The 17,186-nt window shown below is 53.6% G+C and carries 17 protein-coding genes; 4 read left to right on the top strand and 13 right to left on the bottom strand.

The features are described 5' to 3' along the window. Window positions 1-1,723: 1,723 nt before the first annotated feature. The 4 genes from ACR0IO_RS18910 to ACR0IO_RS18895 all read right to left on the bottom strand — a co-directional run bounded on the left by ACR0IO_RS18910 (window position 1,724) and on the right by ACR0IO_RS18895 (window position 5,930). Window positions 1,724-2,833, bottom strand: coding sequence for an HlyD family secretion protein (locus ACR0IO_RS18910; RefSeq protein WP_480743657.1), 1,110 nt, complete (start codon window positions 2,831-2,833; stop codon window positions 1,724-1,726). Between the two features lie 391 nt (window positions 2,834-3,224). Continuing rightward, window positions 3,225-4,205, bottom strand: a complete 981-nt coding sequence (locus tag ACR0IO_RS18905) for a CobW family GTP-binding protein (RefSeq protein WP_480743655.1) — start codon at window positions 4,203-4,205, stop codon at window positions 3,225-3,227. Window positions 4,206-4,219: 14 nt separating this feature from the next. After that, on the bottom strand, window positions 4,220-5,686 hold the full coding sequence (gntH, locus tag ACR0IO_RS18900) for a guanitoxin biosynthesis MBL fold metallo-hydrolase GntH (RefSeq protein WP_480743653.1): 1,467 nt from the start codon (window positions 5,684-5,686) through the stop codon (window positions 4,220-4,222). Window positions 5,687-5,711: 25 nt separating this feature from the next. Next, window positions 5,712-5,930 (bottom strand): hypothetical protein, encoded by a 219-nt coding sequence (locus tag ACR0IO_RS18895; protein WP_480743651.1) that lies wholly within the window; start codon window positions 5,928-5,930, stop codon window positions 5,712-5,714. A 99-nt stretch (window positions 5,931-6,029) separates the two neighbouring features. On the opposite strand from ACR0IO_RS18895, the gene ACR0IO_RS18890 reads away from it, so the two are divergent. Further along, a complete protein-coding gene (locus ACR0IO_RS18890) occupies window positions 6,030-7,373 on the top strand; it encodes a tetratricopeptide repeat protein (RefSeq protein WP_480743649.1) in 1,344 nt (447 codons plus the stop codon). Window positions 7,374-7,530: 157 nt separating this feature from the next. Here ACR0IO_RS18890 and ACR0IO_RS18885 read toward each other — a convergent pair whose 3' ends face one another. The 3 genes from ACR0IO_RS18885 to ACR0IO_RS18875 form a co-directional block, all read right to left on the bottom strand. Continuing rightward, window positions 7,531-8,118 carry a metallophosphoesterase gene (locus ACR0IO_RS18885; protein ID WP_480743647.1) on the bottom strand — a complete coding sequence of 196 codons (588 nt, stop codon included), beginning with the start codon at window positions 8,116-8,118 and terminating at the stop codon, window positions 7,531-7,533. Window positions 8,119-8,137: 19 nt separating this feature from the next. Next, a complete protein-coding gene (locus tag ACR0IO_RS18880) occupies window positions 8,138-8,467 on the bottom strand; it encodes a hypothetical protein (RefSeq protein ID WP_480743644.1) in 330 nt (109 codons plus the stop codon). A gap of 77 nt (window positions 8,468-8,544) precedes the next feature. Then, complete coding sequence (locus ACR0IO_RS18875; protein WP_480743641.1) at window positions 8,545-9,405, bottom strand: hypothetical protein; 861 nt, start codon at window positions 9,403-9,405, stop codon at window positions 8,545-8,547. A gap of 87 nt (window positions 9,406-9,492) precedes the next feature. On the opposite strand from ACR0IO_RS18875, the gene ACR0IO_RS18870 reads away from it, so the two are divergent. Next, the gene (locus tag ACR0IO_RS18870; protein WP_480743639.1) at window positions 9,493-9,750 is read left to right on the top strand and encodes a helix-turn-helix domain-containing protein; all 258 of its coding nucleotides are present in this window, start codon (window positions 9,493-9,495) and stop codon (window positions 9,748-9,750) included. Window positions 9,751-10,052: 302 nt separating this feature from the next. On the opposite strand, the gene ACR0IO_RS18865 is transcribed toward ACR0IO_RS18870, so the two are convergent. Beyond that, window positions 10,053-12,335: an adenosylcobalamin-dependent ribonucleoside-diphosphate reductase gene (locus tag ACR0IO_RS18865; RefSeq protein ID WP_480743635.1), complete on the bottom strand. Its 2,283-nt coding sequence runs from the start codon at window positions 12,333-12,335 to the stop codon at window positions 10,053-10,055. 129 nt (window positions 12,336-12,464) lie between these two features. Here ACR0IO_RS18865 and ACR0IO_RS18860 point away from each other — a divergent pair, with 129 nt between their 5' ends. Beyond that, window positions 12,465-12,896 (top strand): DUF1489 family protein, encoded by a 432-nt coding sequence (locus tag ACR0IO_RS18860; RefSeq protein ID WP_170335446.1) that lies wholly within the window; start codon window positions 12,465-12,467, stop codon window positions 12,894-12,896. A 2-nt stretch (window positions 12,897-12,898) separates the two neighbouring features. On the opposite strand, the gene hisG is transcribed toward ACR0IO_RS18860, so the two are convergent. Genes hisG through hisS form a run of 3 tightly spaced genes read right to left on the bottom strand, consistent with a single transcriptional unit; the run spans window position 12,899 to window position 16,164 of the window. Next, window positions 12,899-13,588, bottom strand: a complete 690-nt coding sequence (gene hisG, locus ACR0IO_RS18855; protein ID WP_480743633.1) for an ATP phosphoribosyltransferase — start codon at window positions 13,586-13,588, stop codon at window positions 12,899-12,901. Next, window positions 13,585-14,673, bottom strand: coding sequence for an ATP phosphoribosyltransferase regulatory subunit (locus ACR0IO_RS18850; protein ID WP_480743631.1), 1,089 nt, complete (start codon window positions 14,671-14,673; stop codon window positions 13,585-13,587). Before ACR0IO_RS18850 ends, hisG begins: the two co-directional genes overlap by 4 nt. A gap of 3 nt (window positions 14,674-14,676) precedes the next feature. Then, a complete protein-coding gene (gene hisS, locus ACR0IO_RS18845; protein ID WP_480743629.1) occupies window positions 14,677-16,164 on the bottom strand; it encodes a histidine--tRNA ligase in 1,488 nt (495 codons plus the stop codon). 148 nt (window positions 16,165-16,312) lie between these two features. Here hisS and ACR0IO_RS18840 point away from each other — a divergent pair, with 148 nt between their 5' ends. Beyond that, complete coding sequence (locus tag ACR0IO_RS18840) at window positions 16,313-16,507, top strand: SlyX family protein (protein WP_155148085.1); 195 nt, start codon at window positions 16,313-16,315, stop codon at window positions 16,505-16,507. Between the two features lie 4 nt (window positions 16,508-16,511). On the opposite strand, the gene ACR0IO_RS18835 is transcribed toward ACR0IO_RS18840, so the two are convergent. Beyond that, window positions 16,512-16,859, bottom strand: a complete 348-nt coding sequence (locus ACR0IO_RS18835; protein WP_480743627.1) for a hypothetical protein — start codon at window positions 16,857-16,859, stop codon at window positions 16,512-16,514. Window positions 16,860-16,885: 26 nt separating this feature from the next. Beyond that, window positions 16,886-17,104: a hypothetical protein gene (locus ACR0IO_RS18830; RefSeq protein ID WP_155148081.1), complete on the bottom strand. Its 219-nt coding sequence runs from the start codon at window positions 17,102-17,104 to the stop codon at window positions 16,886-16,888. Between the last annotated feature and the right edge of the window lie 82 nt (window positions 17,105-17,186).

Genomic DNA, 17,186 nt, shown 5'->3' with positions numbered 1-17,186 from the left:
ACTATTGATTTCCACCAACCTATTGTCGCGGCACATTTTCGGTGCACGTATCGTTCTGTCGTGTGAACGGCCGATTGCATTCCCAACCATCACCCCTACGATTTAAGTGAGCATTTGAAGGGACAAGGATCGCAACGCACCTGTGCCGGTTGGCGCGAAAACCACGTTCGCATTTCCACCCGGAATAAGTTTCAGGGGCAAGATATGCATGCTTCGGAACAGCCACGGGCTCGCAGCCGCTCTCCGCTGCCCTGTAACCCCTTAGGCATACCCAACCATCCGAGCTTTTTTTGTCGCTCAGACGACCGTTTTTTGGGACTTGTATTGCAATACAATCCTGGTTCTCTTTACGAAATCCCCAGTTGCAGTGTATTTCCTGCACGCCAAACCGAGATTCGACGTATCCATTTTGAGGTGCAATCAGTTCTTGGCACTCTTCCCCGACACGCTGGAACAGCCGATTGCACTCCCACTTATCTCCGGTTGATGCAAGATAGGCATTTTCAGGAACCCTTATTTCCTCACAGAGTTCTCCGACATTCTGAAAACCGTGATTGCATTCCCAGCCGCTACCAAAGGAGCTACCCGTCAAATATGCGTTTTCTGGAAAGTCTGTTCTTTGGCAGGATCCGTTCTTGTTTTCGAAACCTTCGTCACAAACCGATCCATCGACAGTGCCTGCGATTTGAGCAGGAAGCTGCGTTCCTGAGAGCAACACCAAGAGTGCCGGGATCAAACAAAGAATGCAGCGCGTAAACACGATGAATGACTGATTGAAACGGAGCCTGAGACCTGATCTATCAGTCATCAAGCACGCAATTTATGAGCCATGTGCTGTTCATACGGCGCCTTCTTTCATGGGTCACGCGATGACTGGTGCATGTCGGGTGACAGTTTCAAATGCTTGCGAGGAACGAGCTCATAGCGAAGACCCCAGCGAAACCCGTTCCTATGCTGGGGCACATGCTACAGTTAGTCTGAAGGCTATTGGATTATCGTAACCGGCAGCATCGCGGCGACGAGTAAATTTCACCAATACACTTTTGTGGTTCTTAGCCAGCATAGAGTCAAGGAAGTTTCCCTCGTCGCAATGGTAGCACCGCTAAGGCTAGTAGTATTTGAAACTGCCGGTGACCAAGTTGCCTGGTGAACCACCGAAAGAAATTATCTGGCATTAATCTGTCGTTATAGAGATTTTGAGGCCGGACCAGCAGCGAATACCAGCTTTATTCCGCATCGCTCTTGTCAGGCCTGGGTGCGGCGAAAGAGCGGTACGTGATCAAGGTTTCCTCGTGGCTATGAATGACTGGCCTGACGCCATCAGCAGCAACGCAGAGACATTCGTGCCGCTCCTGCGAACTGATGCTGTGCAAGCACTAGCAGCGCGAGCAAATGGTTGATCTGTTACGCTTCTCGGGAATTGCAAAGTCTAATTGTGAATGTCCGTTTTGGGCTGCGAGCTGCCCAATGCAACTGCAGCAGCCCAATTGCGAGGCAATGACCGCTAAGGGCTCTCTGCTGCTATTCACTGCGGTTAGCTCGGATGGGTCTAATGTGGCCACAACATCAGCCGCTTCGAGCCCTAACCAGCCGTTCGCCCCATCTATGGTTTCGCATATGCAGCAAGCGGCGAACCGCGCAAACCGGACATTCCTACACGCTTCTCAGGTGGCAGGGCAGCGGACAACGCTGCAATTCGTTGCAGCATGGCACCCACTACCAGTCACAAATAGTTCATTTGTTTAGTTACCCAGAATAGGATTTCGGCAAGAACCCCGATTGCGCCTGCTTTGTCAGTCATTACCAATGCTATGCCAGATGTACCAAAAGGTAGAGCTTCAAAATCGGAACCGTCAGCTAACTCGATCAACACCGGGTAGCTAGAAATACCGGCTAGCTCGCGTATTGAAGGAAGACCTGTACGTAGATCCAGTGTCCCCTCAGCGGATCCGACCGGCATGGCAACAATGATGCCGGAGAGCTCCGTGCCGGGCTGCGTACGCAGCGCCAGCCTGATTTCGTCTCCGATATTAACATTTTGACGACTGGATTGCGGGAGGGAGGCCACAATGGCGAAATCCGATGGGTCAACAAAGGTTATCGCACCTTGGAAAGTGGTGGCGCGGTTTCCAGGCCTTAGAGTGACAGCAGAAACGACACCATTTCCTGGTGAGTGAACCTCAGTCTCTTCAAGATTCCATTTGGCTTGTTCCAACGCCATTTCAGCTTCGACAATTGCTGCGTCTCGCCCATCAATAGTAGCAGAAATTCGACGCTCTAATCCCTGCTTGCGCGCTTCAGCTGCTCGGATATTGGCCGTTAGTTGATCAATCGTTGCGACAGCTTCTTGAAGTTGAAAAGTTGTCGATGCGCCTCGTTCTTCTAATTGAATGATATCATCACGCCTCTGCTGACCGAAGAGAAGCTGAACATTCAAAGACTCGATTTCTGCCTCGGCTGCGGCGAGGTCAGTCACTAATTGGTCTGCTGAAGACTTAGCCGTTTCTAGAGAAGCCTCAAGGCGTGATACTTCAGAGGCAAATACGTCAGGGTCAATTTTGAAGAGTAAATCGCCTTCGCTAACCGATTGATTGGCCTCAACAGCTACCTCGACAACTGTTCCCGATACGTTAGGTGCAATATTTGTCTCAATCCCTTGAACTGAAACTGGGCCAGTGGGTGTCGTGTGATTGAGAGCTCCTATTACGACAAGAGTAATCGCTGCTGCGCCAGCGTAGATAACCGTTTTCCAAAACCCGTTCCACGGGAGCCATTTAAGTTTGGAAAACACCAACCAAATCAAGCCGAAGTAAAGACTTAAGACGATGAGCATCAGTTAACCTCCGAAACAACGCCAGTTCCCGATCGCATTTACAAACGCCAAAAAACTCGAACTATAAGGCATAGATGCCTCGAAACACATCGCTGTTCTCCCGATGCCATCAGTCTTCTAGAAACTGCCTCGTTCAAGTAATTCTGAAAGTCCTCTTCCAGCTCAGCCCACTTATTCCAAGAAATAGTGTTAGTGACCGCGATGCAAACAAGATAGGCGTTTATTTTCGGTGCTAATTTGCAATTTCGCCGCTCCCTGAAGCTAAGCCCATCCAATAGGTCCGATGCCATAAATTGGGGAACGGTCCACTCACTAACCGTCCCCCGCCGAACTGGATGAAATTGTCCAGCACGGTTGACCTATAGCCAAAATACTTGATCGAATCTGGCTCTCAGACTGTCTCCATAAGCGTATCCGAAAGCACATCCTCGGAGAGCGCCCCCGGTGCGCCTATTGCGACAAGCCTTGTTTCGGGCTTGCGGTCACCCCATGCTCCATCCCGTGCGATGTCCATACGTTTTCCAACGACCTGAACAAGAATACGGTGATCTGGATCCTCCTCACTAAAAACAAAACCCTTGAGGCGATAGACATCGCCTGGAAGCTTCCGAATTGCGCTCCGGAGCGAAGATAAGCTTATCGGGCGTTCAGCTTTCATCATGGTTGTTGAGAAGCTGTCTGAGTGATCAGAGGCGTGGCAACCACAATCCGGTCCATGTTCGTGATGATCGGGTATTTCTGTTTGTAGCTGTTCGGCGGCAAAGCGACCGACTGAAAGAAGTATATCCAGTGGAACGTCCGCATTGACAGCTTCGACCAAACGATAGCGACGGAAGCGAGACCCGAGCCAATCGTGCACCCTTTGAACAGCGGCCCTGTCGACAAGATCGACCTTGTTCAAAATAACCATATCTGAAAATGCGATTTGACGGAGTTTCAGTTCCATTTGTTCCGGCGCAGCAAAAAGCTGTTCCGCATCGACCAGACACATAAGGCTGTCCAAGCGGATCATGTCCCGAAACTTCTGATCGGTAAATGTCATCGCAATTGATGACGGATCCGACACTCCACTTGCTTCAAGGACGATGTATTCCGGTTTCTCGGGCCGGGCGAGAACGGCTTCCACCGTTTCGATCAAGTCATCTCGTATCGAGCAGCAAACGCACCCATTTGCCAGGCTCATAACGTCATCTTCGAGGCCGACCACCAAGTCTGCATCGACGTTTATGGATCCAAAGTCATTTACAAGAACCGCAACCCGCAACCCGTGATTGCCTGTTAGGATCCGGTTCAAAAGTGTTGTCTTACCGGCTCCAAGAAAGCCGGTAAGGATCGTGACAGGGATCGCAGAAGTCGAACCAAATTCAATCATTGTTCGATCTCCTCTCAATCTTCATCACGCGAGCCGATTACATCCGAAACTTTGATGGTAAAGTCCTGCGGCCAGTCCCCGCCGGGTGCTCGGAAAACGTCAGTTGGGTAGTATTCGCGTGGATCGATCTCCATATCACGGTACTTCTGGTCTTGCTGATCGGCTCGGGTGAGCCTCGGATTCGGTAGTGTTATTTCATCCGGAAGCTCAATACGCCCGGCCTCGGCTGCCGCAGCCAGTTCGCGAAATGGTGGTACAGTGCCGGATTTTCCGGGCAGTGCAGCTTTTCTGTACCAGATCGCATCCTTGGTCACATTCACAACGGCTACATCGAGACCCCATTGGAAAAGACCGTCGTAGTGGGCGCGAATACCAGCCAGCATTTCTGCATCGATGTCTTCGTCCTGGGTATAGTGTGTCACCATTCCCAAACGCGGCCTTGTGTCAGCAAAGAGCTTACCCACGGCATAGTGGGAGGTGTGATGCGTATCGATAGTGTAGTTAAAGAGATCCTGTGGGATACCGTATTTGTAGGTCATCAGCTGACCAATATCCTGTCCCGACATTTCGGTTACAAAGACATCAACGCCTTCGCCGTATTTCCGTGAAAGCTCATCCGGGCGACCATCGCCGGTCCATACAAAGCTCAGCCCGTTCCAATCGAGCCGATAGCCAACCGCACCGTCCTTGGCATGGCTTCGAGGCCAAGACCGAACAGTCACGCCATCTTCGTCATAAACGATTCCGCCTTCCTGACGGAAATCAAACTCGTTGACTTCGATCTCGTAGCCGTCACCAATCGGGAACACATCAAAGGCCTCCAGATGCCACTTGAGCATCTGCTGCATGCCTTTGACCATTCCAGCTGTCCCAAGTTCGGGTGTCCGACCAGAGGGACCATGGATGCGTAGTGGCGTGTAACCACCCGACCAAGCACGGAACGGATAAATATAAGGAATGTCGGCGTAGTGGTCGACATGCAAATGAGAGATGAAGATGTCGTTGATCAGTTGCCCTGGCACTTGCATGGCAATGATGTTGCGGACACAACCAGATCCAAAATCGAAGAAGAAACGTTTTCCATTTCCCAACTCCACCATGATGCAAGTACCCGCCTGATCTTCGCGCGGCGGATATGGTGTTGAACCACAGAATGAGATTCGCATCTCATCTGGCCCCAATTCCTCACTCAGTGGAAAATAGTTCGCGTTTGAACCAGTCATGTATTTCGTAGGACGGAAGTACTCCGGCAAAGATACGCCGCCTGCGGGTCGACCACCGTATGGGTTCTTGAGTGTTTCTCCTAGTGGACCGTCTCCTTCGTGGGCCTCGGCACTTCCTGCCGCAAACCCAGCTGCCCCTGTCGCAGCCGCTCCGGTCGCCAAGCCTTTAAGAACACTCCGCCGCGACGGGTCTTCAATTTGATCTGACGCCTGAACCTGTTTGTCGTCCTGGTCTTTTCTATTGTCTTCCTTGGTCATGGATTGGTCCTCAGTTAGAAGTATCTCACTGGTTGCGTTTCAACATCCGGCGAAGCTCGTTGATGAGTTCAGATTTGATGTGGGCCCACTCGGCGCGCTCTGAGGCTGTGATCGATGCGTCTTTCGAAAACGCAGATGCTTTCTTCAGGTCTTCTATGACCTCGCCGAGTAACGCATCCGTTTCGATGTGCCTCGACAGCACATCGGAAAGTTCTGGAATTTCTTCAATCAGGTCCACCGTCACTGGAAAAATCCCGACACCCACTATCTATTCTCAAATCAAGATGAGTGCGGTTGACCGCAAAGGCCAAGTGAGTCACCGTGAGTTGGGGGTGAGTTGAAATTGAACGAATCCAACGAATTGCCAATAAATCAACATGTTGGACAGCCTTCCCCGGAGCTCATCCGGGAAGCCCTGAGTCGGATTGTATCAAGCGACGGGTTTCAAGCTTCACCCCGACTCACGCAATTTCTCACCTATATAGTCGAGGAATCTCTATCGGGTCGAAGCACTCAGATTCGAGGCAAAGCTATCGCTGTTGAGGTCTATGGGCGGCGCATTGATGGTACTGGTGGTCAAAACCTGGTCCGCGTTGAGGCTAGGCGACTGCGTCGTCTTTTGCATCAGTTCTATGAAGATCACTGGGACGGCAATGGAGTTCGCATTTTTGTTGACCCCGGCGGATACAAGCCGCGGTTTTCATACGTACCTATAATTGAAGACCGCACATCAAGTGCGTGGGACAGCGATGAGCCTGATGGGCGTCGGCGTTCGCTGAAACTGCTGCCAGCCGGATTGGGTGTTCTTGGATTAGTCGCTGTGCTCGGCATCTGGATGAGCCAGGATAACAGGGAGGTTGTGCCAACAACTCGATCCATCGAACAAGCCGAACGTGTGGCGCTTGGTGAACAATCGTTGACAAGACTCCAGGCGGCGAACCTTGCGGATCAAGCCCGAGGCATGTTTTTTCCCGTTTTTGATGTCAAACGTCAGAAAATAGCACTGGGAATGTTCCAGCACGCGATTGAACTCGACCCGGCTCTGTCTGACGGCTATGCCGGATCAGCGCAGGTCCTGGCGATCCTGGCGGTATTGTCGCCGGATGAAGCACAGAGGGATGATTTCTTCAATCAAGCCTCAGAAATGTCTGGAAAAGCGCTTCAATTATCCCCGGCCGATGCGTGGGCAAACAGCGCAAACGGTTGGGTGCTGGCTGTCAAAGATCAGCCAAATGAGGCATTGAAATACGCAAGAATGTCCGTCGAACTAGCGCCGAATGATGGCCATATTCTCGACCTTGCAGGTATCACCGCCATTTTGGCTAACGCCCCGGAACTTGCCGCCGAGGTTAGCTACCCAGAGAGACCCAAATCAGGATCTGGTAGGTTTGGCGCGAGAAACATATGGGGCGTTTCGCAACTTATGCTCGGGAACTACGAAAATGTTGTTGAAGCCTTTCAGGGAGCGCCTGCTGCTGGAGCGCCAGTCAGTGCTCCTTCGCTCTTATTCCAAGCCGTTGCGCACGATCAGTTGGGAAATTCAGAAGAAGCACGACAGCTCGTTGCTGAAATGCGAAAAACATGGCCGGAGTTTCCGTCCGAGTTTCTCGCCGACAGGATTTTCGACAACGACGTAAATACACGGAATATGATACTGAAGACACTCAGTAGATATCGGCCAAAGTAGAGTCCTAGTTAGCACCTCCAACCAAAGTTACAGTTGTTTGCGCAGTCGATTTTCAACGCATTCCTAATTGATGCCACGGAAATGTTATCTGTTTCCAAATGATGGATCCGCTTTGGGCTCACTACGGACGTTCTCTGGGACTTCCTCGAACAGGTCTTTAGAGCCTGTTACATACTACGCTAGAACTGGCGTTTCTTGGCTCTGCGTCCGCCCAATGCTTATTTTGCGGCAGTCTTTTCGCCCGTCGCGCGACATTGTCGAACGTAACGGGCTGGAAGTCCCAGACATCAACGCCGACATTCACCGAGTTGCGCGTGCCATGCCAGTTGTCGTGGACATGACCAAAGAACTGCAACGCTCCTCTGCGGGCGTGGTTCCATGTGACCATCGGATAGTGGCAAAGTGTATTTAGCTGGTTTTGCGGGCCATCTCGAAGCTCCTTGTAGTTCGAGACAGAATCCCAAGGCAATTCGAGTGTTGGCTCCAAATCATGGTTCCCAACCACCAGATGTCGCTCTGCTCCTGGAAGTTGATTGAAGATTGTTTCGACATAAGCGCTGTCTTTCGCCTTGGCACCAAAAGCGAAATCACCCAAAATCCATAGATGGTCGTCGGGTTTGACCAGTTTCCACATGTTTTCCAATAAGGTCGCATCCATCTGGGAGACGGATGAGAACGGACGACTGCAGAAACGAAGAATGTTATCGTGGCCAAAATGAGTATCGGCCGTGTACCAGATCGTCATCGACCCACCTCATCAGCGCCTAACAGGAGAAAGCTCGAAATTGCTCGGGCAAATAGTCCAACGCCAGCAGCTTCAACAACAACACATCCAACGACAGCTGGGTTTCAGACCATTCCCCATGCTCAGCCAACACACGCAGATCGTAGCCACCGCGCTTATTTGCACTGATCCACACTTCGCGACCGCTCATGAAATCCCACAATGAAATCATCTTTGATTGTTCGTCATCTTCTGGCTTCGTACTGAAGCACTGACAATGAGCCACCACGGCAGGAACGGCGTCGTTCAGTGCACTCCAGGCAGCACGCAGGTCCGAAGCTGTCAATACAGGATCATCGGGATCGAACACCTTGCTTTCCGCCTTGAGCGCAAAAACGGGTGCAAACCTAGTCTCCAAGTCCTGCACGGTAACCTTTGATCGCTCCGTCATAGTTTAATTTTGCTTTCCGACTGTGGTTGTTCGAGTATTTCAAGGATTTGGCGATCCGTTTCGTCGCGGTTCAATCGAACCAGCGCATAGTCGACTAACTCGAAGCGAACAGTGGTTTTTCCGTCTGCAGCCTGCACCTGTACATGGAACACGAGATCGCAACCAGCGAGCGGATCATCTGTGCGTGGTGACTTGAACTGGTAGATTGCAGGCTGACCGATCGCTGTGACGCAAGGTGTTTCGTTGTCAAACTGGCCACCCGCCACTCCAGTCGACGAGCGAAGATTACCCTGACCAGATTGGGCGACGATCTGAGTGTCCAGGTCCCTTAAACTTGAAATGAAACCATCCGAACTATGCAGATACAAGAGATGAGATTCAAAGCTGTCCAACTTCTCATAAGACGGTGGACCGAAAATCTCTTTGACCTGGGCAAACACTGCTTCTGCTGAAGGGCGATCATTTCCAATCTCAACGATGGCTCTCTGAACACCCAAGAGCCGCCCTTCGAGAACTCCGGTTGCCAGAGACAGGGTCACTTCCTCATATGGTTCCTGCCCCATACGCATAAACGGCGTCACCCAAGGCGATAGCAATCGCTGGGTATACTCGTGTTGGAATTCGCGTCCATTAGAACTGCGCACATTTAGAGCCACCACTTCATCGGCAAGTGGTTGATCTAAATGCGCTAAAAATGCTTCTCTAGCTTCATCGGCGGTCCAACCGGGTGTAATGCCAAGGATCGAGTAGACGGGCTCGATAGGCACATATTTGTCCGGAGTTGGCGTGAGGGGTTCTTGGGCAAACGCGGTGCAGGGGAGCAAAACTGCGCTGATTATATGTTTAACAATTCTCATCATCCGCTCTTATATATTTAATCTGATTTTTAGATAATCTGAAAACGAGATTATTGGAAGTGTCCGAAGCATTAAACGGACACCAAAGTGACGAAATCTCTCCGCTCGCCAGGGCATCTCGCGCTAATCTCCGCACTCATCTCTGCCCGCAAGGCCCAAGGTTACTCGCAAGCGAAGCTTGCCGAGAAGCTAAAGTGTCATCAGTCATTTGTTGCCAGGATAGAGACGGGTCAAAGGCGCATAGATGTACCAGAACTTGTTATCCTCTCGCGTGCACTCAACATTTCCCCGGAGCAGTTCTTAAAAGCTGTCGCAGCCGCGATGCCTTTCGATGAACGAATTTAAAGTTCTGTTCTATAAATATATTCTTTGTTTGAACCTGCACCTAACGCTTGAAAAACTACGCAGTACTCCAAATCAGATGTTCGGAACAAACTTTAAGAATTAAGTCGTACTAAGGAAGCCGAAGCAACTCGTCAGAGTCGCTTCGGTCGACAATTCCACTCAATAACCTTTGGACAAGCGATTCTAGCAGTCAGCTCTTCCTAGATTCCGTCAGCAGATTGCCAGATCGCAGTATGAGGTCAATTGGTGACCATAATGGCCGTGTCACCTGACGCACCACAACATTCAAATCAGGCTGATGGTCAGCCGCACTTGGAGTGACCACAGCTTCGGCAAGTCATGCACCCTTCGATCATGACCATGTCGTATTGTCCGCAGGATGGGCATGCCTTGCCACGCGGAGCATCCATGTTGACAACCTGCGCCTGCGGATCGGATTTCAGCCCCATCCCCTCTCCTTCGAGAAAGCCGATGGCGACCATGTGCTGTTCAATCACGCCACCAATTGCGGCCAGAATTGATGGGATGTACTTGCCCTGAACCCAGGCACCACCACGCGGGTCGAACACCGCTTTCAGTTCCTCAACCACAAATGACACGTCACCACCACGACGGAACACTGCCGAGATCATACGCGTCAGGGCCAGCGTCCAAGCATAGTGCTCCATGTTCTTCGAGTTGATGAAAACCTCGAATGGTCTGCGACGCCCGCCTATCACGATGTCATTGATGGTCAGATAGATCGCATGCTCGCTATCGGGCCATTTCAGTTTATATGTCGACCCCTCAAGCGATTGTGGTCGATCCAGTGGCTCGGACATGTAGATGACATCGCCACCATCAACTTCTTGAGGCGCATCCGCGCTTTCGCCGGGCACTTTGTCCGAGCTTTCAGAAACCGTCAGAACAGAACCCGTCACATCATTTGGTCGATAGGTGGTGCAACCCTTGCAGCCCAGATCCCATGCTTGCATGTAAACGTCTTTGAACGCGTCAAAGCTGATATCTTCAGGGCAGTTGATGGTCTTGGAGATCGAACTGTCGATCCACTTCTGTGCAGCGGCCTGCATCTTGACGTGATCAGATGGAGACAGCGTTTGCGCGTTGACGAAGTAGTCCGGCAGTTCGACATCCCCAAACTTGTCACGCCACATCTGAACCGCATAATCCACGACCTCTTCTTCGGTACGTGAGCCATCTTTCTGCAGAACCTTGCGGGTATAGGCATAAGCAAAGACAGGTTCGATCCCAGACGACACGTTCCCGGCATAGAGCGAGATCGTCCCGGTTGGCGCGATTGATGTTAGCAAGGCGTTGCGAATGCCCTGCTTGCGGATCGCATCGCGCACGTCGTCATCCATCTGCAGCATCGTGCCGCTGTCCAGATACTTCTCAGCGTCAAACAGGGGGAAGGCGCCCTTTTCCTTGGCCAAATCTACTGACGCCAGATAAGCGGCGCGGGCGATTGCGTGCAGCCAGCGCTCGGTCTGTTGCGCCGCTTCGTCCGAGCCATAGCGCAGGCCCAGCATCAGCAAGGCATCTGCCAGCCCGGTGACACCCAGACCGATCCGGCGCTTAGCCTGAGCTTCAGCTGCTTGCTCCGGCAGCGGGAACTTCGACGCATCCACGACGTTGTCCATCATCCGAACTGCGGTTGCGACCAGCTCTTGCATAGCCGCCTCATCAAGATGGGCGTCTTTTTCGAACGGATCTGCAACCAGACGTGCCAGATTAACCGAACCCAACAGGCAGGCACCATAGGGCGGCAAAGGTTGCTCACCGCAGGGGTTTGTTGCCGCGATTGTCTCGACATAGCTCAGGTTGTTGGCCTGATTGATGCGATCAATGAAGATTACACCCGGCTCGGCATAATCGTAGGTTGCCTGCATGATCTTGTTCCAAAGATCACGCGCCTGAACGGTGTGATAGACCTTATCGCCGAAAACCAGCTCCCATGGGCCGTCAGCCTTGACTGCCTCCATAAAAGCATCGGTAACCAGCACCGACATATTGAACATACGCAGGCGGGCTGGGTCGGATTTGGCGGTAATGAAATGTTCGATATCCGGGTGGTCGCAGCGCATGGTCGCCATCATCGCACCTCGGCGCGAACCAGCCGACATGATCGTGCGGCACATGGCGTCCCAGACATCCATGAACGACAGCGGCCCCGAGGCATCAGCGGCCACGCCATGCACATCCGCGCCGCGCGGACGAATGGTTGAGAAATCGTAACCGATTCCGCCGCCCTGCTGCATCGTCAATGCGGCCTCTTTCAACATGTCAAAGATGCCGCCCATGCTGTCCGGAACCGTCCCCATGACAAAGCAGTTGAACAGGGTAACGCGCCGGGCGGTCCCCGCTCCGGCGGTGATACGCCCTGCAGGAAGATATTTGAAATCTTCCAGAGCCTCGAAAAACTTCTGCTCCCAATGTGCGGGATCATTTTCGACCTGAGCCAGATCGCGCGCGATGCGACGCCACGAATCCTCGACCGTCTGGTCAATGGGTGTGCCATCCGCCTGTTTAAAGCGGTATTTCATGTCCCAGATCTGCTCGGCGATGGGGGCGGCAAAGCGGCTCATTGGTGATTCCCTGTCTTGAAAGAGGCACCCAGATTAGACCATTTCAACGCCCGACCACAACAGCTTGATGACAATCGCACATGAGCTACAATATAAAGGTGGGCCTAGGGACGACTCTGTGGGAAAGCTGTGGATAAGTACGTAAATCTCATAAAACTATCGGTCGGATCGGAAAGCGTCGACACCCTGATCGCGTGGCAGGATACCTACCGCCAGCGGTTCGAGGACGGCTTGCCCCGCCATGTCACCCGTATGTGGCCCAAGCGCGAGGCAGAGATTCTGAAGGGCGGGTCGATCTATTGGGTGATCAAAGGCGTCGTGCAATGCCGCCAGCGTATCCTGAGGCTGGATGAGGTTATCGGCGACGACGGCATTCGCCGTTGCGCTATCGTGTTGGAACCCGAAGTGCATCGCACCCAAAACGCCCAGAAACGACCGTTTCAGGGTTGGCGCTATTTAAAGCCCGAAGATACCCCCGCAGACCTGCCCAAAGGCAAGTCGCAGGATGATGCTCTGCCCGAAGATCTGAACCGAGCGCTGGCTGAGATCGGCGTCCTTTAAGATCAGCTCAGCCGATCCATCAACTCAGACAGTATCGCTTTATCAGCCGGGCTATAGCTGGCTTCTCGGCTGCGCCACAGGGTCGCCTGCGACTTCAGAATCAAACCATCAGACAAGATCTTCAGGTGATTGGCCCGTAACGTTTCACCGGTTGAGGTGATGTCAGCGATGGCCTCGGCAGTTTCGTTGACTACCGTGCCTTCCGTTGCCCCCTGACTATCCACCAATGTGTAGTCGGCCACCCCTGCATCGGTCAGGAATTCCCGCACCAGCCTGTGATACTTTGTTGCAATGCGCAGCCGGTGCCCGTGGGTTCGACGAAATGCAGCCGCAGCGCCATCCAGATCATCCAGCGTATCGACATCCACCCAACAGGCTGGGGTGGCAATGATCAGGTCAGCCTGACCGAAGCCCAAAAGGGATACTTCTTCGACTTGCTGCTCCCATCGGGGCAGTTTTTCGTGCACCAGATCGGTACCCGTTACACCCATGTGGATGCGCCCCGCCGCTAGCTCGCGCGGGATTTCACCAGCGGAAAGCAGGATCAGCGAGACACCGTCTATCCCTTCGACTTTGCCGGCATACTCGCGGTCAGACCCGCTGCGGGACAGAATAATCCCGCGTTTTTCAAACCATGAGAAGGTTTTTTCCATCAACCGGCCCTTCGAGGGCACACCCAGTTTCAGGCTCATTGTGCCGCCTCCTCGATCTCGAGCATCAGGTCCGGTCTCAGCACACCACCAACCGCAGGTATTTCCGCGCCGTTACCCAGTTGCCGGGTCAGGGCGTCATATCGTCCACCTGTGGCGATAGGAGGCAGATCAGGTCGACCCTCGGCGTAGAAGCCAAAGACAAACCCGTCATAGTACTCCATCGATGTACGCCCATAGGCAGCCTCGAAATCCAACTTTTCTACATCGACACCGCGCGCCTGCAGTGAAGCGATCCGCGTCTCCAACCGGTCCAGGGCTGGTGTGATCTGAGGAAGATCGACGGCCACATCGCGCAATTGCTCAAGCGCAAAAGGCATTGTCTCGCGCACGGTTAACAGCGACTCAAGGCCCGCAAGTTCGTTATCGGAAATGGGTGGCGTGTCCCGATCTTCGCGTAACGCTTCGATGCGTGCCTCAATCTCTGATGCACGTCGTTTTCCGATCATCGGGGCCTCGAAAGCCATAGGGTTAGCCGCCGACAGCAATTCGTTGCGCAATTCCGGTTCAGGCTTACGTCCAGCAAATCGATCCAGCAGAATGCGGAAACGGCGGGGTCGCCACAAGTGCCGCATCAGAGCGGACTTACGACGGTCAGTCGTGCGCAGGCCCTGTACCGCAGCGATCAGAATACCAATGTCCCCGGTAGCTGCGCGCAAAGGCAAACCGCGCAATTGCAGAGCAAAGAGAGAAAAGACCTCAGCGTCTGCCCCTGCGGGATCATCGCGGTCAAAGACCTCATACCCGACCTGAATGTACTCGTTGGCCCGGTCCGGATCATGCTCCTGACGGCGAAACACTTCACCGGAATAGGTATATCGTGCAGGCTCGGCCCCATCCATCATGTGCATCTGCACAACGGGCAGCGTAAAGTCGGGACGCAGCATCTGTTCGCCCCGCAGAGCGTCTGAGGTCACATACGCTCGGGCACGGATATCCTCGCCGTAGAGATCAAGCAGCGTTTCCGCCGGTTGCAGCAAAGGCGTATCGACAACCTGCGCGCCAGCAGCCTCGAACCGGACACGCATCATCGCGGCGCGGGCCTGTATCTGAGAACGGTTGGCCATGGATCAGTCCTGACTGTCCAGAATTTCACGCACTTTGGCGACCAGATTACCACGTGGCACTTCGAACTGGCTGGGGCGTTCTTTCCATTCCTCCAGCGTGGCGCTTTCGGCAATCTTCGCGCCCAGGATCAGATCCTTGATTTGCACGATGCCATTGGCCTTTTCATCACCGCCTTCGATCACCGCAATCGGAGAGTTCCGCTTGTCCGCATATTTCAGCTGATTGCCAAAGTTCTTGGGGTTACCCAAGTAGACCTCGGCCCGAATACCCGCGTTACGCAGCTCGGCCACCATCGCCTGATAATCCGCCATCCGATCGCGATCCATTACGGTAACGACCACCGGACCGGTCGCTTTCGCGGCGATCCTGCCCTTCTCACGCAGGGCGGCCAGCAGACGGTCGACGCCGATAGAAATACCCGTCGCTGGAACTTCCTGTCCGGTGAACCGCTTGACCAGATCGTCATAACGTCCACCGCCCGAGACTGACCCAAACTGCCGCTTGCGGCCTTTCTCGTCAAAAATCTCGAAGGTCAGTTCAGCCTCGTAAACCGGACCGGTATAGTAGCCCAGACCACGCACGACGGATGGATCGATCTCGATCCGGTCCGATCCGTACCCACCTGCATCGAGCAGTGCGCCGATCTGCTCCAACTCGGCAATTCCGTCCACGCCGATCTTGCTATTACCCACAGCGGCACGCAGATTGGCCAGCGTTCCAGCGGTATCCGCCGCCTTCGAGGTCAGGAAAGCAATCACCGGCTCTGCCTGATCGTCGCTTAGGCCAACTCCGTCAATAAACGCACCCGATGCGTCCAAACGGCCTTTGGTCAGCAACTCACGCACACCCTGCTCGCCCACCTTGTCGAACTTGTCGATGGTGCGCAGGACATTGTCACGAGCGGCAAGGTCATCGCCAAGGCCCATCGCCTCAAGCACGCCATTCAGAACTTTGCGGTTGTTGACGCGCACCAGATAGTCGCCACGCGGAATGCCGACGGTCTCCAACGTATCAGACAGCATCGCGCAAATCTCGGCGTCCGCGGCCATCGAGGCCGTACCCACCGTATCGGCATCGCACTGATAGAACTGGCGGTAGCGACCTGGTCCGGGCTTTTCGTTGCGCCAGACCGGCCCCATCGCATAGCGGCGATAAGGCGTCGGCAGATCGTTGCGGTGCTGCGCATAGACCCGCGCCAGTGGTGCGGTCAGGTCATAGCGCAGGGCCATCCAGTCGCCCTTGTCGTTTTCGTCAACTTCCTGCCATGCAAAGACCCCCTCATTCGGGCGATCTACGTCTGGAAGGAACTTGCCCAGCGCTTCGACGGTTTCCACAGCGCTGCTTTCCAGCGCATCAAAACCGTATCGATGATAGACGCCAGCAATGGTCCGCAGCATCTCAGTGCGCTGCGAGACTTCCGAGCCGAAATAGTCGCGGAACCCTTTCGGCGTGATTGCCTTGGGGCGGGGCTGTTTCTTGGGCTTGGCCATTTTGGGGCGTCCTTGGGAGGTTTATGTTCCGCGCGCGGTCTATCCCATGGCCCTGATCGGGGCAAGCCAAGCCTCTGTCGCAGGGCATGGTTTCTCTGGTCATGAGATTGCAGGGCCGCTATGACCGGCCCAGATACAGGAGCCCCGAATGCAGCATCTGGAAGAACAGATCGCCCATCTGACCCGCACGGTCGAAGAGCTGAACACGGTCGTCACACGCCAACAAGACGAAATCGATCGCCTGACCCGTCGCGTCGAAATGCTGCTGCAGCGCGAGGCTGAACGGGCACAGGAAGGGTCAGGCGGCGTTGTCATCGGAGACGAACGCCCGCCTCACTACTGACGGTTCAAAACCCCAGCGTTGTTTTCACCGCGTTGTCGACCACTCCACCCAACAGGGCATTTTTGTCTGCGGCGCATCCATCCGACAGCGCGGCTATGAATGCTTCACGCAACTGTGCTTTTTCTTCATCCGTGGTCGCATGATCTTCGATATTGACCTGACGATTGTAGAGCGACAAAGCCGTCATCTTCTGAACAACCGCCACTACAAATTCTTCGTCGCCATCCGCCTCTTCAGCAATCGAGGCGCACGTATAGTGCATCAGGGGCAATGCATCCTGCACCATCTGATCTGCTGCATCATCGGCCATTGCCACACTGGGACCCGCAAAGATCACGGCGAAAGCGGACATTCTGAGTTTACTTAACCGCATCGCAATCACTTCCAGTTATGTCCGATAATGGCCCCAGCGACACCGCCGATCGCTGCACCTTTGCCATCGCCGACCAGCGCCCCAACACCTGCGCCAATCAGGGCGCCTTCAATTGTATTCTTTTTCTTTTTGTTGTCCGCATATCCTGCGGTCGCAGATGCCAAAATCAGCGAGGTTGCCGCAGCGATAGTGAAAAATCTGAATCCAGTACCAGCAATCGTCATCTGGGTGCCCTCCTATGACGTGACCCAATGAATTACTTATACGTTCAGCCTAACCGTGCGCTAACCCTCTGGCAACAAACCA

This window comes from Ruegeria sp. CE12 (genome assembly GCF_056537525.1).
The sequence above is the reverse complement of the archived record's forward strand: the minus strand, read 5'-3'. Positions and strand labels throughout refer to the sequence as shown.